General features: G+C 64.2%; 21 protein-coding genes. 19 read left to right on the top strand and 2 right to left on the bottom strand.

Annotated elements, in window-relative coordinates; genetic code table 11:
• Window positions 1-33 precede the first annotated feature (33 nt).
• The 10 genes from AB0N72_RS04945 to AB0N72_RS04900 all read left to right on the top strand — a co-directional run bounded on the left by AB0N72_RS04945 (window position 34) and on the right by AB0N72_RS04900 (window position 11,225).
• Window positions 34-912, top strand: coding sequence for a cytochrome c oxidase assembly protein (locus tag AB0N72_RS04945; RefSeq protein ID WP_363929851.1), 879 nt, complete (start codon window positions 34-36; stop codon window positions 910-912).
• 61 nt (window positions 913-973) lie between these two features.
• Window positions 974-1,270, top strand: coding sequence for an Asp-tRNA(Asn)/Glu-tRNA(Gln) amidotransferase subunit GatC (gatC, locus tag AB0N72_RS04940; RefSeq protein ID WP_144662020.1), 297 nt, complete (start codon window positions 974-976; stop codon window positions 1,268-1,270).
• A 5-nt stretch (window positions 1,271-1,275) separates the two neighbouring features.
• Window positions 1,276-2,829, top strand: a complete 1,554-nt coding sequence (gene gatA, locus AB0N72_RS04935) for an Asp-tRNA(Asn)/Glu-tRNA(Gln) amidotransferase subunit GatA (protein WP_363929850.1) — start codon at window positions 1,276-1,278, stop codon at window positions 2,827-2,829.
• Window positions 2,829-4,337, top strand: coding sequence for an Asp-tRNA(Asn)/Glu-tRNA(Gln) amidotransferase subunit GatB (gene gatB / locus AB0N72_RS04930; RefSeq protein WP_363929849.1), 1,509 nt, complete (start codon window positions 2,829-2,831; stop codon window positions 4,335-4,337). Before gatA ends, gatB begins: the two co-directional genes overlap by 1 nt.
• A 76-nt stretch (window positions 4,338-4,413) precedes the next feature.
• Window positions 4,414-4,980 carry a DUF5666 domain-containing protein gene (locus tag AB0N72_RS04925; protein ID WP_363929848.1) on the top strand — a complete coding sequence of 189 codons (567 nt, stop codon included), beginning with the start codon at window positions 4,414-4,416 and terminating at the stop codon, window positions 4,978-4,980.
• A 230-nt stretch (window positions 4,981-5,210) separates the two neighbouring features.
• Window positions 5,211-6,239: an ABC transporter permease subunit gene (locus AB0N72_RS04920; protein ID WP_363929847.1), complete on the top strand. Its 1,029-nt coding sequence runs from the start codon at window positions 5,211-5,213 to the stop codon at window positions 6,237-6,239.
• A 46-nt stretch (window positions 6,240-6,285) separates the two neighbouring features.
• Window positions 6,286-7,209 carry a carbohydrate ABC transporter permease gene (locus tag AB0N72_RS04915; RefSeq protein ID WP_363929846.1) on the top strand — a complete coding sequence of 308 codons (924 nt, stop codon included), beginning with the start codon at window positions 6,286-6,288 and terminating at the stop codon, window positions 7,207-7,209.
• A gap of 50 nt (window positions 7,210-7,259) precedes the next feature.
• On the top strand, window positions 7,260-8,918 hold the full coding sequence (locus tag AB0N72_RS04910) for a sugar ABC transporter substrate-binding protein (RefSeq protein ID WP_363929845.1): 1,659 nt from the start codon (window positions 7,260-7,262) through the stop codon (window positions 8,916-8,918).
• A gap of 60 nt (window positions 8,919-8,978) precedes the next feature.
• A complete protein-coding gene (locus AB0N72_RS04905; protein WP_363929844.1) occupies window positions 8,979-10,013 on the top strand; it encodes a LacI family DNA-binding transcriptional regulator in 1,035 nt (344 codons plus the stop codon).
• 27 nt (window positions 10,014-10,040) lie between these two features.
• Window positions 10,041-11,225, top strand: a complete 1,185-nt coding sequence (locus tag AB0N72_RS04900) for a Gfo/Idh/MocA family oxidoreductase (RefSeq protein ID WP_363929843.1) — start codon at window positions 10,041-10,043, stop codon at window positions 11,223-11,225.
• Here AB0N72_RS04900 and AB0N72_RS04895 read toward each other — a convergent pair.
• Window positions 11,222-12,160 (bottom strand): LysR family transcriptional regulator, encoded by a 939-nt coding sequence (locus AB0N72_RS04895; RefSeq protein ID WP_363929842.1) that lies wholly within the window; start codon window positions 12,158-12,160, stop codon window positions 11,222-11,224. The genes AB0N72_RS04900 and AB0N72_RS04895 overlap by 4 nt on opposite strands.
• A gap of 109 nt (window positions 12,161-12,269) precedes the next feature.
• Here AB0N72_RS04895 and tdh point away from each other — a divergent pair, with 109 nt between their 5' ends.
• From tdh to AB0N72_RS04850, 9 genes are all read left to right on the top strand, one after another.
• Complete coding sequence (gene tdh / locus AB0N72_RS04890; RefSeq protein WP_363929841.1) at window positions 12,270-13,316, top strand: L-threonine 3-dehydrogenase; 1,047 nt, start codon at window positions 12,270-12,272, stop codon at window positions 13,314-13,316.
• Window positions 13,317-13,362: 46 nt separating this feature from the next.
• Window positions 13,363-14,556 carry a glycine C-acetyltransferase gene (locus tag AB0N72_RS04885; protein WP_363929840.1) on the top strand — a complete coding sequence of 398 codons (1,194 nt, stop codon included), beginning with the start codon at window positions 13,363-13,365 and terminating at the stop codon, window positions 14,554-14,556.
• Window positions 14,557-14,787: 231 nt separating this feature from the next.
• The gene (locus AB0N72_RS04880) at window positions 14,788-15,885 is read left to right on the top strand and encodes an FAD-dependent oxidoreductase (protein ID WP_363929839.1); all 1,098 of its coding nucleotides are present in this window, start codon (window positions 14,788-14,790) and stop codon (window positions 15,883-15,885) included.
• Between the two features lie 11 nt (window positions 15,886-15,896).
• Window positions 15,897-17,126, top strand: coding sequence for an imidazolonepropionase (gene hutI, locus AB0N72_RS04875; RefSeq protein ID WP_363929838.1), 1,230 nt, complete (start codon window positions 15,897-15,899; stop codon window positions 17,124-17,126).
• Window positions 17,127-17,328: 202 nt separating this feature from the next.
• Window positions 17,329-18,237, top strand: coding sequence for an SIS domain-containing protein (locus AB0N72_RS04870; protein ID WP_363929837.1), 909 nt, complete (start codon window positions 17,329-17,331; stop codon window positions 18,235-18,237).
• Window positions 18,238-18,246: 9 nt separating this feature from the next.
• Window positions 18,247-19,182 carry an ROK family protein gene (locus tag AB0N72_RS04865; protein WP_363929836.1) on the top strand — a complete coding sequence of 312 codons (936 nt, stop codon included), beginning with the start codon at window positions 18,247-18,249 and terminating at the stop codon, window positions 19,180-19,182.
• The gene (locus tag AB0N72_RS04860; RefSeq protein ID WP_363929835.1) at window positions 19,179-20,147 is read left to right on the top strand and encodes a hexose kinase; all 969 of its coding nucleotides are present in this window, start codon (window positions 19,179-19,181) and stop codon (window positions 20,145-20,147) included. The genes AB0N72_RS04865 and AB0N72_RS04860 overlap by 4 nt, the downstream gene beginning before the upstream one ends.
• Complete coding sequence (locus AB0N72_RS04855) at window positions 20,129-20,983, top strand: class II fructose-bisphosphate aldolase (RefSeq protein ID WP_363929834.1); 855 nt, start codon at window positions 20,129-20,131, stop codon at window positions 20,981-20,983. Before AB0N72_RS04860 ends, AB0N72_RS04855 begins: the two co-directional genes overlap by 19 nt.
• Before the next feature lie 24 nt (window positions 20,984-21,007).
• A complete protein-coding gene (locus AB0N72_RS04850; protein WP_363929833.1) occupies window positions 21,008-21,799 on the top strand; it encodes a DeoR/GlpR family DNA-binding transcription regulator in 792 nt (263 codons plus the stop codon).
• A gap of 12 nt (window positions 21,800-21,811) precedes the next feature.
• Here the strand turns inward: AB0N72_RS04850 and AB0N72_RS04845 are convergent, their stop codons facing one another.
• Window positions 21,812-22,468, bottom strand: coding sequence for a histidine phosphatase family protein (locus AB0N72_RS04845; RefSeq protein ID WP_363929832.1), 657 nt, complete (start codon window positions 22,466-22,468; stop codon window positions 21,812-21,814).
• Window positions 22,469-22,547 lie beyond the last annotated feature (79 nt).

Genomic DNA, 22,547 nt, shown 5'->3' with positions numbered 1-22,547 from the left:
AGGCGGGTCGGTTCGCGGGCCTATCATGGGCTGGTGCCACCTCTTGAAATACTCGGCAGTGCCTGGCGGATCGACTGGGCAGCCCTTGCAATGGTCAGCGCATTTGGCGTGCTCTACGGCCTGGGGATCAGGGCCGCCACCAGGAAGGGACACAGATGGCCCGTGTGGCGGGCAGTTGCTTTCTACCTCCTTGGACTTGGCTCCATGGCCGCTCTTACGTGTGGATTCACGGGGGTCTACAGCGCTGATCTTCGGTGGGCTTTCACCCTGAAGGTCTCCTTGTTGCTGTTTGTTGTCCCCCTCCTGATGGGCCTGGGCCGGCCCATCACGCTGGCCCGTGCAGCCCTGTCAGCGGGTGGTATTGATGTGCTCAATGCAGTGCTGGCCCACCGGATCGTGCGGTTCTTCAGCAACTCGCTGGTCGCCCCGCTGCTGGGATTGGCCCTCTTCTCCACCTTCCTCACACCGGCGTTCTACACGCTGCGCGCCGATCCGTTGGCTGAAACGCTGTTGACCCTCGGCATACCCCTGCTTGGCCTCCTGATGGCCCTGCCCATCATTGAAGAAGCGGACTTCCAACGCTCCAGTGCCTACATCACCTTGGAGTTCGTGTTTGTCTTCATCGAACTCCTGGTCGATGCCGTGCCGGGGATCCTGCTGCGGCTCAATGGCCAGGTCCTGGACCATGTCCTGACCACCCAGGCCATGGCGGGCTGGTTCCCGGACCCTCTTCGTGACCAGCAGCTGGCAGGGGATGCGCTGTGGTTCATCTGCGAAATCGTCGACTTGCCGCTCATTATCCTTATGTTCATCCGGTTTTCCCGGAGCGATAAACGTGAGGCGCGCGGATTCGATGAGCTGACTGATGCGCAACTGGACGAACTGAACGCACAGCACCTGCACCGGCGCTGAAGCCGGTGCCCGGCCAAGTAGACTGGTCCGGAAAACCAATTGAACTTTGCAGGGGAGATCCATGGCTGCGATCAACCGTGACGACGTCGCGCATCTTGCGCGTCTGGCTCACATTGAAATGAGTGCCGAAGAACTGGACAGGATGGCTGTTGAGCTTGCTGTCATCGTGGATTCGGTGAAAAGCGTGTCCGAGGCTGCCGGGGACGATGTCCCGGCCACATCGCACCCGATTCCGTTGACCAACGTGTTCCGTGAGGACGTCGTGGGACACACTTTCACGGCCGAGCAGGCATTGTCCGGCGCCCCGGATGCCTACGAGAACCGCTTCAAGGTCCCGGCAATCCTGGATGAGGACTAATCACCATGACTGAGCTGAAGAACGAACTCATCCGCCACTCCGCTGCCGACCTCGCAGCCAAGCTGGCCGCCCGCGAAGTGTCCGCCGTCGAGGTAACGCAGGCGCACCTCGACCGCATCGCCGACGTAGATGGCCAGGTTAACGCCTTCCTCCACGTCAACAGCGAAGAGGCCTTGGCAGTTGCTGCCGACGTTGACGCTGCCCGCGCCGCCGGCGGTGCCGCTGCAGAGGAACTGCATGCCCTTGCCGGTGTGCCGATCGCGGTGAAGGACCTTATTGTCACCATCGGCCAGCCCACCACCGCTGGTTCGAAGATCCTCGAGGGCTGGCACAGCCCCTACGACGCCACAGTCGTGAAGAAGCTGCGCGCTGCCAAGATGCCCATCCTGGGCAAGACAAACCTTGACGAGTTCGCCATGGGCTCTTCCACGGAACACTCGGCGTTCGGACCAACGCGCAACCCCTGGGACCTGGACCGGATCCCTGGCGGTTCCGGCGGTGGCTCCGCTGCCGCCGTCGCCGCTTTCGAAGCGCCGCTGGCGCTCGGCACCGACACCGGTGGCTCGATCCGCCAGCCTGGTGCCGTCACCGGAACGGTGGGCGTGAAGCCGACGTACGGTGCTGTTTCCCGTTATGGTGCCATTGCCATGGCGTCGTCATTGGACCAGATCGGCCCGGTTTCCCGCACGGTGCTGGACTCGGCACTGCTCCAGGAAGTCATCGGCGGCCACGATCCCTTCGACTCCACGTCACTGACCGACCCGTTCAACGATCTCGTTGCGGCCGCCCGCGTTGGCAACGTTGCCGGAATGAAGATCGGCATCGTCAAGGAACTTCACGGCGAGGGCTACCAGGCCGGCGTCGAGAACCGTTTCAACGAGTCCCTTCAGTTGCTGAAGGACGCCGGTGCTGAGATCGTCGAGGTTTCCTGCCCCAACCTGAAGTACGCCCTGGGTGCCTACTACCTGATCATGCCGTCCGAGGCTTCCAGCAACCTCGCCAAGTTCGACGGCGTCCGCTTCGGCTTGCGTGAGCTGCCCAAGGACGGTCCCATGACCATCGAGCGTGTCATGGGTGCTACCCGTGCCGCCGGGTTCGGTGACGAAGTCAAGCGTCGCATCATCCTCGGCACCTACGCCTTGAGCGCCGGCTACTACGACGCCTACTACGGCTCGGCACAGAAGGTCCGTACGCTGATCCAGCGTGACTTTGATGCCGCTTTCGCGAAGGCCGACGTCCTGGTTTCGCCCACCGCCCCCACCACGGCATTCAAGCTGGGGGAGAAGCTCGAGGATCCGCTGGCGATGTATCTGAACGACGTCGCGACAATCCCGGCCAACCTTGCCGGTATCCCGGGCCTGTCCCTGCCCGGTGGCCTCGCGGACGAAGACGGCCTTCCGGTGGGTATCCAGCTGCTGGCTCCCGCCCGCCAGGATGCACGCCTGTACCGTGTTGGCGCCGTCCTCGAATCCGCACTCGAAGAGAAGTGGGGCGGCCCGATCCTTGCGAAGGCGCCTGTCCTTGGTTCTGCCGCAACAACCGCCGGAGGTTCCAACTAATGTCCGTCGACGCAACCCTGAGCTTCGAAGAGGCCATGGAGAAGTACGATCCCGTCCTGGGGTTCGAGGTCCACGTGGAACTCAACACCAAGACCAAGATGTTCTCCTCGGCGCCCAACGTCTTCGGTGACGAGCCGAACACCAACGTCAACGAAGTCGACCTGGGCATGCCCGGCGTCCTGCCGGTGGTGAACAAGGCCGCCGTGGAGTCTTCCATCAAGATCGGCCTTGCGCTGAACTGCAAGATCGCGGAATCCTGCCGCTTCGCCCGGAAGAACTACTTCTACCCGGACACCCCCAAGAACTTCCAGACCTCGCAGTACGACGAGCCGATCGCCTATGACGGCTACCTCGATATCGAGCTCGAAGACGGCACGGTTTTCCGTGTGGAAATCGAACGCGCCCACATGGAAGAGGACGCCGGCAAGCTGACCCACATGGGTGGCGCCGCAGGCCGCATCCAGGGCGCGGACTACTCGCTGGTGGACTACAACCGCTCCGGTGTCCCGTTGGTGGAAATTGTCACCAAGCCGATCGAGGGTGCCGGAAGCCGTGCGCCTGAGCTGGCCAAGGCTTACGTCGCGGCAGTGCGCGAAATCGTGAAGAACCTCGGTGTTTCCGACGCCAGGATGGAACGCGGCAACGTTCGTTGCGATGCCAACGTTTCGCTGCGCCCGCACGGCCGTGAACGTTTTGGCATCCGTTCGGAGACCAAGAACGTGAACTCGCTGCGCGCCGTGGAGCACGCTGTCCGTTACGAAATCCAGCGGCACGCCGCCGTCCTGGAGTCCGGCGAACCGGTCATCCAGGAGACGCGCCACTGGCACGAGGACACGCGTTCGACGACGTCGGGCCGGCCCAAGTCCGACGCTGACGATTACCGCTACTTCCCCGAGCCGGACCTGGTTCCCGTCGTGGCCTCACGCGAGTGGGTGGAGGAACTTCGCGCCACTCTTCCCGAGCCGCCCGCCGAGCGCCGCAAGCGCCTCAAGGAGGCCTGGGGATACTCGGACCTGGAGTTCCGCGACGTCGTGAATGCCGGCGTCATGGACTCGATCGAGGAAACCATCGCAGCCGGCGCTTCCGCCGATGTTGCCCGCAAGTGGTGGATGGGTGAGATCGTGGGCCGCGCCAAGGTGGCCGACGTCGATCCTTCCGAACTCGGTGTCACCCCGCAGGTCATTGTCGAGCTCAACAAGTTGGTTGAAGGCGGCAAGATCAACAACAAGATGGCCACGCAGGTCCTGGACGGCGTGCTCGCCGGAGAAGGTACCCCGGAGGAAATCGTCGAAAAGCGCGGCCTCGCGGTGGTGTCCGACGACGGCCCTCTCCTGGAAGCCATCGACGCAGCCCTGGCGGCACAGCCAGATGTTGCGGAGAAGATCCGCGGCGGCAAGGTCCAGGCCATCGGCGCGATTGTTGGCGGTGTCATGAAGGCAACCCGCGGGCAGGCAGATGCCGGCCGCGTGCGTGAGCTCATCCTGGAGAAGCTTGGCGTAGAGGGCTAAGCACCCGTTTTTCTGCCATCAAAGCAGGCCGCAGTTTTTGCTGCGGCCTGCTTTGTTTTGGGCGCACAATGGATGCATGGCCACTCTCACGCCGGGCCTTCGGAAGGCCCTTCTTGCAGGCGGAATCGCCGTCGCCTTGACCGGCGCCGGGGGTGCGGCAGTGTGGGCCGGCACCCAACCCAGCCCATCGCCGTCGAACTCATCAGCAAGTACCCCCACGCCGGGTCCCACTGCGTCCGCCAAAGCCGGATCCAACCAGGGCCGCGCCCAGTCCATACATGGCGAGCACGTCGTCAAGCAACAGGACGGGAGCTACCGCACCGTTATCACGCAGGCCGGCACCATTGATTCGGTGAGTGGCTCCGACATTACCGTCAAGAGCGAGGACGGCTTCACCCAGCGGTATGCGATCAATGGGGACACTCGGATCGCCAAAATTCCCGCCGATGCCTCCCAGCTGCACAAGGGCAAGGGCAAGCCGTCGTTGCCGTCGGCCGCAGCTGCTGACCTGAAGGCCGGCGACAAGGTCCACGTCAGCGGCACGAAAGCCGGCGACACAGTGACCGCCACCAGGATCGTGTCGGGGGAACTGCCGGCGGGGATGCCTGCTCACCCGATGAAACGCGGCCACGGCCTCCTGTAGTCCCCACACGCCGCACCCCTCCGGTTCCTGCGTCGCGCCCTTTTGCGCCCTGCGCTCCGGCTTTTCCTGAGGCAATCCACTGCGGCCGCGAGTGACGAAATCTGATCTTTGGATGCAGTTTCAATCATGTTCTTGCAAAAGGTGCTTGTGTCACTTATGGTTTGTTAAACGGTTAACAGGCGTGGCGCGAATCACATCGAGGTGGTTCGCCTGGCACTTGAGGAGACAGCATGAACTCGACGACGGAACAAGCTCCGGCGTTGCCCGAAGCCCGCCGGGTCCCCGCAGGTGGGCTGGCCGCCGGAGTCGGTGCGAAGAAGGCGCGGAGGAGCAAGGTCCCGCAGCAAAGCTTCCGATCCCGTCTTCGGCGGGACAAGCAGATGCTCCTGATGATGCTCCCGGGCATCGCGTTCCTGCTGCTCTTCTTCTACATCCCCATCCTTGGCAACGTCATCGCCTTCCAGGACTACCAGCCCTACCTGGGCATCGGGGACAGCCTGTGGGTGGGATGGCAGAACTTCGTGGAGCTGTTCGGCAACCCCGATTTCATCCATGCTTTTTGGAACACCCTGTACTTGGCCGCTTGGCAGCTGGTCTTCCTCTTCCCAGTGCCGCTGATCCTGGCATTGATCGTGGACTCGCTGGTCAGCACGCGGGTCCGGAAGGTTTTCCAGAGCATCGCCTACCTGCCGCACTTCCTTTCCTGGGTCCTGGTCATCGCGTTCTTCCAGCAGATGCTGGGCGGGGCAGGCTTCATCAACAACCTGCTCCGCGACTGGGGCATGGAGCCAATCCCTTTCATGACCAACCCGGAAACCTTCCCCGTGATGGTGGTGGTCCAGATGATCTGGAAGGACGCCGGATGGGCCATGATCATCTTCCTGGCGGCGCTGGCCAGCATCGACGCATCGCTTTATGAAGCCGCAGCCGCTGACGGTGCCGGCCGGTGGCGCAGGATGTGGCACATCACCCTCCCCGGCCTCCGGCCCGTGATCGTGCTGCTCCTCATCCTGCGCATCGGAGACATCCTCTCGGTCGGCTTTGAGCAGTTCATCCTGCAACGGGACGCAGTCGGGGCCGGGGCTGCCGAAGTGCTGGACACCTTCACTTACTACACCGGCGTAGTGGGAGGCGGGTGGAGCTCAGGCGCGGCGGCCGGCCTGGCCAAGGGCGTCGTGAGTGCCCTGCTGATCTACGGCGCCAACAAACTTGCCCACCGCTTTGGCGAAGACGGAATTTTTGCAAAGCAAGCACGCTGAAGGCCGCATTGGCCGGACCCGTTAGCTGCCGCACAAGGAGAACCCCATGGCAACAACACTTTTTACCAGAAAGCCCCGGGAGCTGAGCTACAACCCCAAGCGCCCGGTGTGGAAGGAAAAGCCTTCCGCCCTGTACCAAACGGTCAAAGCAGTGGTCTTGATCGTGTTCAGCCTTTCCATCCTCACACCCATCCTGCTGGTCGTTTCGACTTCGCTGGCTGACACGGAACAACTGGTCAAGGCCGGCGGATTCGTGCTCTGGCCCGAGCGCCCCACGTTGGAGGCCTATGCCACCATCTTCAAGGGCCCCATGGTCCTGCAATCCCTCGGCGTGAGCATCCTGATCACGGTGGCCGGCACCATTCTTGCGCTCTTCGTCACCATCACCATGGCCTATGCCACCAGCCGCACGGTCCTCTTTGGCAGGCCTGTCATCCTGGCGGTGCTCTTCACCCTCCTGTTCGCGCCGGGCCTGATTCCATCGTTCCTGATGATCCGTCAGCTGGGGCTGCTGGACTCGCTGTGGTCGCTGATCCTTCCGGGCATCTTTGGAGCCTTCAACTTCGTGGTGATGCGCTCGTTCTTCCTGAACATCCCGGGCGAGCTGATTGAAAGCGCCAGGATCGACGGCGCCAACGACTGGCAGATCCTGTGGCGCATCGTGATGCCGTTGTCCAAAGCCGTGATCGCCGTCGTAGGCCTGTTCTATGCGGTGGGCTTCTGGAACTCGTTCTTCAACGCCCTGCTCTATATCAATGACCACAGCAAATGGCCTATCCAACTGTTGCTCCGGAACTTCGTGGTCCAGGGGAGCGGGGCGGCAGACCAGCTTGGAATCACTACATCGCCTCCGCCCCAGTCCATCCAGATGGCGGTCGTCGTAGTGGCGCTCGTTCCCATCCTGATGGTCTACCCCTTCCTCCAAAAGCACTTTGCCAAGGGCGTCATCACCGGCGCCGTCAAGGGCTAGTCGAACATCCACAACACACACCAATGCACGTAACCAGAAAGGGTTATGCCATGACGAGCACTACCTCACAGGCTGGATTCAGCCGCCGCGGTTTCCTGGGACTGGCAGGATTGGCCGTGACCGCCGCCGGCCTGTCCGCCTGCGGTGGCGGCGGAGCCGCAAGCAGCGGAGGCGCCGCTGCCTCCGCTTCGGTCAAATTGCCTACCTACAAGGAATTCACCGGCGTCACCCCGGATATCGCGGGCAACGCAAAGGGCCTCCAAGCCGGCTATTTCAAGCTGCCCACCGCTGTGCAGTCCGTGAAGACGCCGCCGCTCAAGGGCAAAGTCACGGGCCTGACAGAAACTTTCGACACCATGAGCCCGGGCCTGAAGGACAACCCCTTCTGGCAACGGCTCAACGCCAAGCTTGGCGGCGACCTGGAACTGCAGATCGCCGAAGACATCGGCGACGGCTACCCGGCCAAGTTCGCCACCGTCCTGGCCAGTAACGACCTCCCGGACATGATGTGGGTTCCGCCAAACCAGGGCATTCCCAACGTAGGGCCCATGCTTGAGGCCAAGTTCCAGGACCTCACGCCCTACCTTTCCGGTGACGCGGTTCTTGAGTACCCCAACCTGGCCGCATTGAAGCCGGATTCCTGGAAGACCGCCGTCGTGAACGGCAAGATCTGGGGAGCGCCCATTCCAAGTACCCCGTTCGGGCAGGTGTACCTTGGCAACCACGATCTGTGGGCCAAAGTGGGCGGCTTTGAAGCAGCCAACGCTGACGAGTTCCTGGACAAGGCCAAGGAGCTGACGCGCCCCGGGGACCAGCAGTACGCGCTGGAGCCCGCCTACATCAACGCCCTGCACATGGTCACCGAGTGGTTTGGCGCCCCGAACAGCTGGGCAGTCAACAAGGACCGCACCCTCACCCACCTGTATGAGACCGACGAGTACATGGCCGGAGTGGAGTTCACCGCCAGGATGTTCGCGGCGGGAGTGTTCTATCCCGACTCCAAGGCCACGGACATCAGGGCGCGCGTCGCCAACGGCAGCGTGGCCGCCCAGGTGGTTGTGGGCCCCCACGACCTCCGCAGCTACCGGGCACTGAAGAAGGACGCCCGGTTCGACATCCTGGTTCCATTCAGCGCCGACGGAAAGGTCAAGCCCGTGTACGACATGGGCTACGGAACCGTGGGCTTCACGCCGTTCAAGAAGGCCGAAGAGGGCAAGATCCGCGAACTGCTGGCCCTCATCAACTACCTCTCGGCCCCGTTTGGCACCGTGGAATACCTGCAGAAGAACTTCGGTGAACTGGGGCAGGACTACACCATCGACGCCTCCGGCAACCCAGCGCGGACGGACACCGGAAACACCAACGCACCCGGCCTTGTGTCGGCGCTGAACATCATGTCCAGCCCCGAAAACGTCCTTTTCAACCCCGGATTCGACGACGACACGCGCTACATAAGCCAGCAGGAAGAAAAGCTGCTGGAGTTTGCTTGGCGCAACCCCACCAACGGTTCCTACTCGGACACCAACGCCAAAGTCGGTGCCAAAATCACCAAGCAGCTGCGCGACAAAGTGGTGGACATCATCACGGGCAGGGCCAAGATCGACGAACTCAAGGATGCGGTCAAGCGCTGGAAGAGCGAAGGCGGCGACAAGATGCGGGACGAGTACCAGGCCGCCTTGGATCCCAACGCGCCTGTCTTCCGGAGCTAGGCCGCTTCACGGGCTAGCCTCGACACACAAGACGCTACACATCCACACGCAGGGGGAACCATGGCAAAAACGGGCAACACCGGAGTCCGGCCCACCATCCGAATGGTGGCAGAGCTGGCCGGCGTCTCCACGGCCACGGTTTCCTACGTGCTCTCAGGGCGCCGGGGTGATGGCGGGCCGGGCGTTTCGGATCCGACGGCGGAGAAGGTCAAGGCCGCTGCGGAGCGGCTCGGCTACCGCCCCAACCAAGCAGCCCGGGCCATCCGGACGGGCCGGACCAACACGGTGATCCTGTCGTTGACCATGCTCTCGGATCCGTGGTCGCTGTCCGTTATCGAAGCCGTGCAGAAAGCCGCGGTCCCACTGGGCATCACCCCGATGATCCTGGGCGATGCGGACTGGGTCAAAGTGCTCGGTACGCACAACGCCGATGCCGTGTTCGTCGATGCTGTCCGCGAGGATCAGCGGGCCGACCTGCGGAAGCTTGCGGAACGCGGGACTACCCTTGTGGTTTTCGACGAGGCCGTGGAGCCCGACGGTTTCGACGTCGTCCGTTCCATTGCCGGACCCGGCTGCCGCATGGCCGTGGAGCATTTGCTGCACGGCCATGCCAGGGTGGCTTGCCTGACCCCCGCCACGGCCGGGGGAACCTCCGGTGGCCCGCGGTACAGGGCCTATGCCGAGGCACTGGCTGATGCCGGTATCCCGGAGCGGCAGGATTACGTGGGACTGTTCGATGGAACCACCGCCGGTGCATATGCCGCCGCCACGCGACTGCTCAGCATGCCGGACAGGCCTACCGCCATCTACGCCACCACCGATTACGCCGCAGTCAGTGCCATCAACGCCGCCCAGCGCCTGGGGCTCGCAGTTGGCGCGGACGTGGACATCATCGGTGTGGGCAACACGGTGGAAGGCGAGCGGATGTCGCCCTCACTTAGCACGGTCGGCCCCGTGGACTTCTTCGACAAACTGGCCCGCCGGCTCCTGAAGCGGGCCACCGCTCACGTTGAGCCTGCCGTCCTCGACTTCCCCTGGCACCTGTTCGTGCGCGAATCGGCGCCGCACCGCAGCGCCGCCACCAGACTCACTTAAGAATCAGCAAGAAGGAATGTGCACACCATGGAAAAGGATTTGAAGGTCGGCATCGTAGGATTCGGCCTCCGCTCGGGGTTGTGGAAGCACGCCCATAAACCCGGCCAAGGCTCGGAGGTCACCATTGTGTGTGACCTCAGCGAGCGCGGACGTGCCGATGCTGCCGTGCGGATCCCGACCGCCCGCATCACAGCGGACCTGGAGGAACTGTTGGCCAGCGGCTTGGACGCAGTGCTGGTCCTGACCCCCGACAACCAGCACGCCGCCGTCGTCGTCCGTACGCTCACGGCGGGCATTGCCACCTTCTGCGAGAAGCCCCTGGACATCACCGTTGAGGCAGCGGACCTGATCCTGAAGACCGCCTACGAAACAGGGACGCGGCTATACGTCGGGCACAACATGCGCCACATGCCCGTTGTAGTACAGATGCGCCAACTCATCGAGGACGGCAGGATCGGCGACGTCAAGGCAGTCTGGTGCCGCCACTTCGTCGGTCACGGTGGCGACTACTACTTCAAGGATTGGCACGCCCAGCGGGCGAACGTCACGTCCCTGCTGCTTCAAAAAGGCGCCCACGACATCGATGTGATCCACTGGCTTGCCGGCGGGTACACCAAGCGCGTTGCCGCCGTCGGCGATCTTGCCGTCTACGGCGATGTCGCAAACCGCGGCGACAACGCCGGCAAGCGCATGGGGGACTGGTTCTCCTTGGACAACTGGCCGCCGACCGAGCAAAAGGACCTGGCGGAGGTGATCGACGTCGAGGACATCTCCATGATGAACATGGTTCTGGACAACGGTGTGCTTGCCTCCTACCAGCAGTGCCATTTCACCCCGGATTATTGGCGCAACTATACGGTCATCGGCACCAAGGGCAGGATCGAAAACTTCGGCGACGGGCCCGGGGAGACCATCAATGTGTGGACTTCCCGGACGTCCGGCCGTGGCGAACCGGACGAGGTCATCACCATCGAGGATGGCGACGGCGGCCACGGTGGCGCCGATCCGCACCTGATCGAGGAGTTCCTCCGTTTCGCGTCCTCCGGTGGCCGGACCCGGACCAGTCCCATCGCTGCGCGCCAAGCTGTGGCAGCTGGAGTCCTGGCGGCCGAATCGTTGCGCAGCGACGGTTCAGCCCGGGAGGTTCCGGAGCTCCCGGCCGCCCTGGTGGAATACTTCGACGCCGGCCAGCCCGCCTTGGTCCGCGACTAGCGGGGGCTGGACAGCTCGACAAGCTCGGTCATGACGGTTTGAAGTGACTCGCAAACCGTCATGACCGATTTCCTTTTCAGCGTCTCCGGACGCGCGAGGATGTCGATCTTCCGCACGGAATTCACGCCCGCCAGCGGCCGCAGCACCACGCCTGCGTCCAGCACCCTCCGGGCGGTAAACCGGGGCAGCAGGCCGATCGCCCCGCCGGCTGATACCAGTGCGGCCACAGTGGAGTAGTCGTTGATGCGGTGGAGGACTTCCGCCGGCCTGCCACTGACGGCGACGACGGCGGCGAGCACGTCCGCGGGGGAGTAGCCATCGCGGCTGGTTACCCAGGGTTCGTCCACGACGTCGGCCGGCTGCAGCTCCGCCCGGGCTGACAAGGGGTGGTGCGCGGGGAGCGCGATATCCAGTGGCTCGTCGGCGAGCGGGATCACCGCTACCTTGTCCCCGGGCCATTGCGGGCTGTTGTCCATCCGGTGTGCCAGCACGAGGTCATACCGTGCGGCCAACCCGGGGAAATCCTCCTGGGCGACGTCCTCATCGGAGAGCCGCAGGCGCGGCGACTTCCCGCCGTCGGACGCCTGCTTGGAAGCCAGTAAAGCAGCCAGCGGCGCGAACAGCGCCTGCCCTGCGCTGTGGAAGGCGCTCACACTTACCGGCGCATCCGCGGCATCGTGATAGGCGCCGATTGCTGCACGCGCGTCCGCCATGGCGTTCACGACGGCGGCGCCCGCCTCAGCGAGGACGCGGCCGGCATCGGTCAGCACCAGGGCGCGGCCCTCCTTGCGCGTGAGCGGGACGTCCACCGACCGTTGGAGCAGGGCAAGCTGCTGTGAAACCGCCGAGGGAGTGACCATCAGCGTCTCCGCTACCGCCTTCACGCTCCCGAGGTCGCCAAGTTCGCGAAGCATTTGGAGCTGGTGGATTTCCATTAGCAAATCCTAAATCGTTGATTGAGAAGAATCTAGTTGTGCTAAATCGTTGCCGGGGATTCAATGGAGGCAGCAGCAGTGAAGCAGCCCCCAGCAGTGAGGAATCCCCATGAAGGCTCTCTACAAATCCGGTCCGCACGCCGGGTTCGAACTCGTTGAACGCCCGGAGCCCGAAGCAGGTCCGTCCGACGTCAAGATCCGAGTGATGACAACCGGCATCTGCGGGACCGACCTCCACATCCAGAGCTGGGACGCCTGGGCGCAAAGCATCATCGAAACACCCCTCATTGCCGGCCACGAGTTCTACGGCGAAGTGGTGGAAATCGGCGAGGACGTCCGCGACGTCAAGGTGGGGGACCGGGTCTCCGGCGAGGGCCACGTGGTCTGCGGGATCTGCCGCAACTGCCGTGCCGGTCGCCGCCAGATGTGCATCCACACGGTCTCAGTCGGCGTGCAGCGCGATGGTGCGTTTGCCGAATACGTCGTGATCCCGGAGACGAATGTCTGGGTCCACCACGATGAATCCGTCACCCCGGAACTTGGTGCCATCTTCGATCCCTTCGGAAACGCAGTCCACACGGCGCTGAGCTTCCCGTTGGTCGGTGAGGACGTGCTCATCACCGGCGCCGGACCCATCGGCCTCATGGCAATCGCCGTCGCCCGCCACGCAGGTGCCCGAAAGATCGCCATCACCGACGTTTCCGCACCGCGCCTGGAACTGGCCCGGCAGATGGGCGTGGACCTCGCCGTCGACGTGTCCAAAATGCGCGTCCGTGAGGCGCAGCAGGAACTGGGCATGCGCGAAGGCTTTGATATCGGACTGGAAATGTCCGGACACCCGACGGCGCTGCCTGAGATGATCGACAACATGAACCACGGCGGCCGCATCGCCATGCTGGGCCTTCCCAGCCAGTCCATCGACATCGACTGGGGCAAGGTGGTCACCCACATGCTCACGCTCAAGGGCATCTACGGCCGTGAGATGTTCGAGACCTGGTACGCCATGAGCGCCATGCTCTCGTCCAACCCCGTGCTGCACCGCAGCATCTCCGCCGTCGTCACCGACAAGCTGTCCGCAGCCGACTGGGAAAAGGGCTTCGAGATCGCCCGCAACGGCACCGGCGGCAAAGTGGTCCTCGACTGGACCCAACTGTAAGCCTGGACCCGAACCGGCACCGGACCCCCACACCTTAGGAGCACCCATGTACTCAGCCATCAAAGACCAACTGCAGGGCGAACTCGACGACATCCGCAGCGCCGGACTCTTCAAGACCGAACGCCACATCGATTCCCCCCAGGCAAGCCACATCGCCGCAGGACAGCTCGGCCGCCCGGCCAACAAGGTCCTGAACTTCTGCGCCAACAACTACTTGGGACTGGCCGACCATCCGGACATCATCGCCGCGGCCAAGTCAGCCATGGACGAGCGCGGCTTCGGCATGGCCTCCGTGCGCTTCATTTGCGGTACCCAGGACCTCCACCTGGAGCTGGAAGCGCGTGTTTCGCAGTTCCTGGGCACCGAAGACACCATCCTGTTCTCCAGCTGCTTCGATGCCAACGGCGGCGTCTTCGAGTCCCTGTTCGGCCCGGACGATGCCATCATCTCCGACTCCCTCAATCACGCCTCCATCATCGACGGCATCCGCCTGAGCAAGGCCAAGCGTTTCCGCTACGCCAACCAGGACATGGCCGACCTTGAAGCCAAGCTCGTGGAAGCGTCCGGTTCGCGCCGCAAGATCATCGTCACCGATGGTGTCTTCTCCATGGACGGCTACCTCGCACCGCTGGAAGCCATCTGCGATCTCGCCGAGAAGCACGACGCCCTGGTCATGGTGGACGACTCCCACGCCGTCGGCTTCATGGGACCCACGGGCGCGGGTACTCCTGAGCACGCTGGTGTTTCCGATCGCGTGGACATCTACACGGGAACTTTTGGCAAGGCCCTGGGCGGCGCTTCGGGTGGATACGTGTCCGGCCGTGGCGAGATCGTCGCCATGCTTCGCCAGAAGGCCCGCCCGTACCTGTTCTCCAACTCCCTGGCGCCGGCCATCGTTGCCGCCACCATCAAGGCGATCGAGCTGGTCCAGGAGTCCGGCGAACTCCGGACGCGCCTCTTTGAGAACGCAGCGCTGTTCCGCCGGCGCATGAGCGAGGAAGGCTTCGAGCTCCTCGACGGCGAGCACGCCATCATTCCCGTGATGTTCGGCGACGCCGTGGTGGCGGCCAAGGTTGCCGACGAAATGCTCAACAACGGCGTCTTCGTCACGGCCTTCAGCTTCCCGGTGGTGCCGAAGGGCGTGGCCCGGATCCGCGTGCAGCTTTCAGCCGCGCACAGCACGGACGACGTCGAGGCCTGCGTTCAGGCGTTCGTGAAGAGCCGCGCTGCGGTCGCCTGACGCTCGCTCACTTTCTGGGTGCTTGAGCCGCACGCTCGTTCACGTTCTGGGTGCTTGAGCCGCACGCTCGTTCACGTTCTTTAAGGAGGTGAGCGAGCGTGTGGGTTTAAGGGCTGGTAGGTGAGCGAGCGTGTGGGTTTAAGGGCTGGTACGTGAGCGAGCGTGTGTATGTGTGGGGGGGCAGGGCGGAAGCCTGTCGTCGGGCACGCGGGCTTCTGACAGGATGGATCCATGGCTTCGAATTATGACGTGGTAATCGTTGGCGGCGGCATTGGCGGGTTGTCACTGGCTGCAGCCCTGGCCGGCAAGTGCACCGTGGCCTTGGTCGAGGCTGAGCAATCGCTGGCCTTCCACACCTCGTCACGGTCGGCCCGGCAGTTGATCCCCAGCTACGGACCGCCGGTGGTGCAGGAGTTGACCGTCCGGACTTTGGAATTGTTGGCGGCCCGAGATGCCCACGCGGCGGAGCCGATCCTCACTCCACGGGGCTTCCTGCTGGTCGGTGACGAGGAGACCGTGCGGGCCGGGGCCAGCGGCAACATGCACCGTATCACCCACGCCGAGGCCATGGAGCTCTGCCCGGCACTGAACCCGGATTCGTTCACGGCAGCCGGCCTGGATGACGGCTCGTTCGGCTGCAACGCGCCCTTGCTCCTGGAAGAACACCGCCAGGTAGCCGTAGCGGCCGGAGTCGACATCATTACGGGAGCGAAGGTCCATTCGGCCCAGCGGCTGGGGAGCGGCTGGCAGGTGGGCGCGGGCAACGAAGGCTTCCAGTCCGGCGTCGTGGTTAATGCCGCTGGCGCGTGGGCGGATGAACTGGCCGTCATCAGTGGAGTGGAAAAGCTTGGACTGCAACCATTCCGACGGACCGCGGCCATCGTGAACGTTGAGAACCCGCTTGCGCCGAAGACGCCCATGGTGTGCGCGGCGGACGATTCCTTCTACTTCAGGCCCGAAGGTGCCCAGGTCCTGATCTCGCCGTCGGAGCATGTGCCCAGTGGGCCCGAGGACGCAAAACCGCGCCCAGGGGATGTCGGGAAGCTGATTGCCAATCTCAACAGTCTCACCACCTTGGGCATCCGCTCCGTTGACCGCGCCTGGACCGGGCTGCGGACCGAGGCGGCAGATGGGATCCCGGTGGTGGGATTCGACGCCGAAGCGGCAGGCTTCTTCTGGCTGGCCGGACAGGGCGGCTACGGTTTCCAGACGTCCTCTGCGATTGCGGAGCTGGCTGCGGGCCTCATCCTGGGGACAGTGGAGGCCGAGAGTCCGGAATCCCGGACAGCGGAGCAACTTGCAGCCGTCCGCTGGTCCATCCGGCGCTGAACAATAGCTTTATGAGCGGAATCACGGCACCCAGCACAGTCATCACCAACATCGGCGAGCTGATGACCCAGGACCTGGAGCACCGGGTCCTGAAAGACGCGGCGATTGTCCTTGAGGGCGAGCGCGTTTCCTGGATCGGTTCCAGTACGGACGCGCCCGCAGCGGACACCAGGATCGACGCCGAAGGCCGCGCCGTCCTGCCTGGCTGGGTTGATTCGCATTCGCACCTGGTCTTCGCCGGCGACCGGACGGCGGAATTTGAAGCACGCATGGCAGGACAGAGCTACAGTGCCGGCGGCATTGCTGTCACGACGGGAGCCACGCGCAGCGTCAGCGACGACGAACTCACGGGCCTCGTCCGGGACCGCGTAAAAGAGGCCGTTTCGCAGGGAACTACCTACCTTGAGAGCAAGACCGGCTACGGCCTGGACGTTGAGAACGAAGCCCGCAGCGCCCGGATTGCCGCAGCTGAAGTGGACGAGGTCACCTACCTTGGCGCGCATCTGGTCCCTGCCGGATCGGACCCTGAGGAGTACACGGACCTGGTCTGCGGCGCCATGCTCGACGCCGTCCTTCCGCACGTGCGTTGGGCAGACGTATTTTGCGAGCGGGGCGCGTTCACCGAGGACCAGTCCCGCCGTGTCCTGTCAGCGGCCCGTCATGCCGGTTTGGGGCTGCGGGTGCACGGGAACCAGCTTGGCGAAGGGCCCGGGGTTGCCCTCGCCGTCGAGTTCGGGGCGGCGAGCGTCGACCACGTGAACTACCTATCGGACAAGGACATCGCTGCGCTCGCGGAAACGTGGGCCGGCTGGGATCCCGCAAGCGGCAGCGGCACGCGTGGCACGGTGGCTACGTGCCTGCCTGCCTGTGACCTTTCGACCCGCCAGCCTCTGGCGCCCGGCCGTGGGCTGATCGATGCCGGTGTGCAGATTGCGCTGGCAGCCAACTGCAACCCGGGAACCTCCTATACCTCGTCAATGGCTTTCTGCGTCACCACTGCGGTTCTCCAGATGCACCTGAGCGTGCACGAGGCCGTGCGCGCCGCGACGTACGGCGGCGCCCTGGCATTGGGCAGGGAGTCAGGGAACGACGTCGACGGCGAACGCGCGGTGGGTTCGCTCGCCGTCGGTCACCGGGCTGACCTGCACATGCTCAAGGCACCGTCGGCCACCCACCTGGCGTACCGTCCCGGGATCCCGCTGACGCATTCGGTGTGGCGGGCGGGGAGGCGCGCCGTCTAGGCAAGTACGGGCAAACACCGCAATGCGGGGTTGCTTATGGCCGGTTGTCCCTTGGGGGATGGGCCATGGGTGACCCCGCATTGCTTTAACCGCCGTAAGTACCTGTCTTCTCCAGTAGATGATCCTTGTGAGATCGAAAATGATCGTTTAGTGTTTCTATAGATCAAAAAACGTCATTACATGAGCGGGAGCGAAACACACGATGAGCGAGAACACACTGGGTGCCTTCATGGAGGAAGAGCTGGTTTCCCAGCCCGTCGTTTGGCAGCGCGCCGTGGATCAGGCCCGCAGCGAGCACCTGCTCCCGGCCGACGGAAAGCGCATCGCCGTCATCGGCTGCGGCACGTCCTGGTTCATGGCGCAGAGCTACGCCGCTGCCCGCGAATCCGCCGGCAAGGGCGTCACGGACGCGTTCGCCGCTTCCGAAGCTTTCCTCAACGCTGATCGCCAGTACGACGCCGTTGTAGCCATCACGCGCTCAGGAACCACCACTGAGGTACTTGAGGTCCTGGCTGGCTTGAAGGGCATCGTTCCCACTGTCGCGATCATCGGCGACACAACCTCGCCCATCATCGAACTTGCAGACACTGTGATCGGCCTTCAGTATGCCGATGAGCGCTCCGTGGTGCAGACACGCTTCGCCACCACGGCTTTGGTCTACCTGCTCGCCAGCCTGGGCGTGGACGTGAGCGGAGCCATTGACGACGCCCGTGAAGCCGTGTCCGCTCCGGTAGTGCAGGAACTTCTGGATGCCGAGCAATTCACTTTCCTGGGCACCGGGTGGACCGTTGGCCTGGCTCACGAAGCCGGCCTGAAAATGCGTGAGGCAGTCCAGGGCTGGACCGAGTCCTACCCGGCCATGGAATACCGGCACGGTCCTATCTCCATCGCCGCTCCGGGCCGCGTTACCTGGTTGTTCGGTGCCCAGCCCGAAGGCCTGGACCAGGACATGGCAGCCACCGGCGCCCTTTACCTCCACACGGACAAGCACCCCTTGGCCGAGCTTGCCCGGGTCCATAAGGTGACCCTGGAACGCGCACGGGTCCGTGGCTTGAATCCGGATCTGCCGCGCAACCTGACCCGCTCTGTCATTCTCGACGCATCCGCCTAGGTACCTGCCATGGTTCTCGGAGCCGCAGAATCACCCGTCCTCTCGTTCGACGTTGGCGGGACGGACATCAAGGCCGGTTTGGTGGATGCCAAGGGAGTGGTTCTGGGGATGCGCCGGGTTCCCACGCCCTTGGACCCGGAACGTCCCGGCGAAGTCGTCGTTGAGCGGCTGGCTGAGCTTGCCAGGGAGCTGGCCGCCGAGTTCCCCGGCGCCCCCGCCAAAGCCGCCGGCATCATTGTCCCGGGCATCGTCGACTCAGTCGCAGGAGTGGGCGTTTACTCCGCCAACCTCGGATGGCGGGACTACCCGTTCACGGCAGAAGCGCAGAAGCGGCTGGGTATCCCGGTTGCCTTCGACCACGATGTCCGTTCCGCTGCGGCCGTTGAGCATGCCCTGGGTGGTTCAAAAGACTTCAGTGAAGTAGTGGTCATGGTGGTGGGAACCGGAATCGCGGCCGCGGTCTTCTCCGGTGGCAAGGCCGTTACTGCCGGCGGTTTCGCCGGTGAACTCGGCCACGCCCAGGTCCCCGACCCCGACGCCGGTCCCGGCACCACCGGCTCCACCATCCTCGAAGCCGTGGGATCGGCCGGCGCCATCGCCAGGCGCTACCACCTGAAATCCGGAAACAAGGTCAACGGCGCCCGCAGCGTGCTGCTCAGGGCAAAATCCGGAGACGCACTGGCCGAACGCGTATGGGCGGAAGCGGTGGACGCCCTTGCCTTCACCATCTGCCAATGCGTCAACATCATTGGCACCGAAGCTGTGGTGATCGGAGGTGGCCTCGCCGAAGCCGGCGACGAACTCCTTGCGCCCCTCCGCGCCCGGGTGGACCAGATCCTCGATTTCCAACGCCGTCCACGGCTGATCCGGGCCCAGCTGGGCCAGGATGCCGGCTTGCTCGGCGCTGCCCTCAATGCGCGGGTGCTGTTGGGAGCCGGACAATGAAACGAGCCAACGTGAACCGCATCATCACCGTCACACCCAACCCGGCCATCGACATGACCTACACCGTCCACGGGATAACGGCGGGCGCGAGCCACCGCGTTCCCACGCCCATCAGCCGGGCAGGCGGCAAGGGGATCAACGTTGCCCGCGTCACGCACCAACTCGGCTACCCCGTCCTGGCCATAGCACCCACCGGCGGTGCTGCGGGCCAGACGCTGGCCGCGGAACTCTGGACCAGCGGTGTCCCCCACATCCTGGTGGGGGTTGCGGCGGAGACCCGCCGCAGCATCGCCCTGGTGGACACCCTGGGCGGCGAGACCTCCATCTTCAACGAGGAAGGCCAAGCGCTCCTGCCTGACGAATGGCGCTCGCTCAGGACCGCCATCACCGAGGCCGTCACAGGAAACCGCAACCTGCCAGCCTCCGTGCTGGTGGGCTCAGGCAGCCTGCCGTCCGGCGCCCCCGTGGATTTCTACCCGGAGCTCGTGCGGTTGGCCCACGACGCCGGCGTCCCCGCCATCATCGATACCTCCGGCCCCGGGATCATCGCCGCTGCGAAAGCCGGCGCCGACGTCCTCAAACCGAACCATCATGAACTGGCTGAAGCAACGGGGGAGTCCAGCGTTGAAGCGGCAGCGCTCTCGCTGATCGACATGGGTGCCCGTACGGTGCTGGTCAGCGCCGGCGCTGAGGGCATGCTCGCCTTCGACCACGCCGCCCCGGGCGGCTTCTGGAGCGCGCGCCTGCCGGAATCGCTCAGCGGCAACCCCACAGGGGCGGGCGACGCCGGTGTGGCCGCTGCCGCCGTCGCACTCGCCGAAGGCATCACCGAACCCCGCGAGATTCTTCGCCGGGCCACCGCCTGGTCCGCCGCTGCCGTGCTCATGCCCGCAGCGGGCGAGATCTCGCCGCGGTACCGGGAGCTCCAGGACCAACTGATCGTGACATGGAAGGAGACCCGGTGACCCTGGTCGACACTCGGGAACTGATGGACAAGGCCGCCGCTGCCGGTACGGGGCAAGGCGCGTTCAACGTCATCCATATCGAAACCGCCGAAGGCCTGGTGGCCGGTGCCGAGGCTGCCGGGGTGCCGTTGATCCTGCAGATTTCCGAAAACTGCGCGAAGTACCACGGCGGCCTGGAGCCGATTGCGTCGGCGGCCCTGGCGATCGCCCGCGCCGCCTCGGTCCCTGTCGCGCTGCACCTTGACCATGCAGAGTCCGAGGACCTGGCGATCGCCGCCGTGGACCTGGGCTTTGGTTCAGTGATGTACGACGGCGCGCACCTGCCCTATGAGTGGAACGTCGAAGTCACCCGACGCGTGGCCACCTACGCCCATGAGCGCGGAGTGTACGTGGAGGCCGAACTCGGGAAGGTCGGTGGCAAGGACGGAGCCCACGCCCCGGGCGTCAGGACCGATCCGGCCGAGGCCCAGGCGTTCGTCGAGGCCACGGGCGTGGACGCACTCGCGGTGGCCGTCGGTTCCTCCCACGCCATGACCGAACGCAGCGCCGCACTGGACCTGCACCTGATCGCCCGGCTGAAGTCCGCCGTCGTCAAACCGCTTGTCCTCCATGGCTCCTCCGGTGTCACAGACGACGTGCTCGTAGCCGCTATCGGCGCTGGTATGACTAAGATCAACGTATCCACACATTTGAACGGGTTCTTTACCCGCGCCGTCCGTGAGTACCTCGATGCCAACCCTGCAGTGGTGGATTCCCGGAAGTACATCAAGGCCGGCCGGGAGGCCCTGGTGCTGGAGTCGGCACGTATGCTGACGCTGTTCGCCAAAGCGAAATAGCGTCGAAACCGCGAAAGGCTTGTCATGACCCGCACCGATCGGCTGACCGCCATCCTCGATCTCCTGGCCGAGTCCGGCCACGTGGAAGTCGAGGACATCGTGACGCGCTTAGGCGTGTCACCTGCCACGGCCCGCAGGGATCTGGACAGCCTCGCCAAACAGCGGCTCCTTAGCCGTACCCGCGGCGGCGCCACTACAGGGTCGGTGGCCTACGACCTTCCCGGCCGGTACAACCGCGACGATCACGCCGAAGCCAAGCAGGACATAGCACTGGCTGCGTCCGCGCTGATCCGTCCCGGTGCGGTCATCGGGCTGAGCGGCGGAACCACCAACACGGCGCTGGCACAGCTCCTGTCCACCCGCGAAGACCTCAACGCCCCATCCAACAGGCCCACGCTGACGGTGGTGACCAATGCAATCAACATCGCTTCCCAGTTGGCGGTCCGCCCCAACATCAAGATCATGGTCACCGGCGGGATCCTGAATCCGCGATCCTACGAGTTGGTGGGCCCGTACACCGATGTCATCATGCAGAAAGTCGCGTTGGACATCGCGTTCATAGGCGTCAACGGCGTGGACCCGGACCTCGGCCCCACCATCACCGACGAAGGCGAAGCCATGGTCAACACGGTGATGGCGCGACGGGCAACGGAGTCCTATGTCGTAGCCGACTCCTCGAAGGTGCGCAGGCGGTCCTTTGCGGCCATGGCCGGCTACGACTTCAGGCACCTCATCACCGATTCCGGGATCAGCGCGGAGGACAAAGCCGCGTTTGAAGCCAAGGGGACCGAGGTCATCGTCGCGCCCGCCGGTTAGGGCTGCCCTAGCCTAGAACCGCAACCGCGGCGCGTGGAGGACCGAATCGTCTACGTCCCTGGGCACCCACTGGGTAAACGGCAGGTCCAGAGTGTACTGGTCCTCATCGTTCTTGATCAGGGTGCGCAATTCCGCGTTGTCCGGGTTGTTCAAGGACTCGAAGTACTCCACCGTCCAGTGGAACCAGCGCATGCAGAACAGCCGCATGGTCAGCCCATGCGTCACCAGCAAGGTGTTGGGCGCGTACGTGGGCTTCTGCCAATGCCGGTAGAGCGTCTCCATGAACGATGACACCCGGTCGTAGACGTCCGAGCCCGACTCGCCCTCGCGGAACCGGTAGAAGAAGTGTCCGTACAGGTTCCGCAGTTCCTTCTGGTCCTCGATGTCCCCGGCGATCTGGAAGTTGGCCCAGTCCTGTTCGCGCAGCCGCGGCTCCTCGATCACGCGCTCGATCAAAGGCCCAAGGTTGAGGGCCTCAAGGGTCTGGTACGCACGCAGGTACGGGGAGACGTACACGCACACTTGCTGTCCATCGAGCTTTCGGCGCAGGTTCTCACCGGCCACCCTTGCCTGCTCCAGGCCTTGTTCGGTCAGTGGAATCCGGTAATCCGGGACACGGTTGTAAATGGACGTGTCGGCGTTGGCTGCCGACTGTCCGTGCCGGATCATGAATATTCTCTCTGGGGTACCCATCCCACCAAGCATAGGGCGGCGGTTCCCGGCAAAGAGGCAGGAACTGCGGGCAAGA

Origin of the sequence: Paenarthrobacter sp. NPDC089307, assembly GCF_040685055.1 — a bacterium.
Taxonomy (GTDB): Bacteria; Actinomycetota; Actinomycetes; order Actinomycetales; family Micrococcaceae; genus Arthrobacter.
Note: the sequence above shows the minus strand (reverse complement) of the source record. Positions and strands in the feature narration are given on the sequence as shown.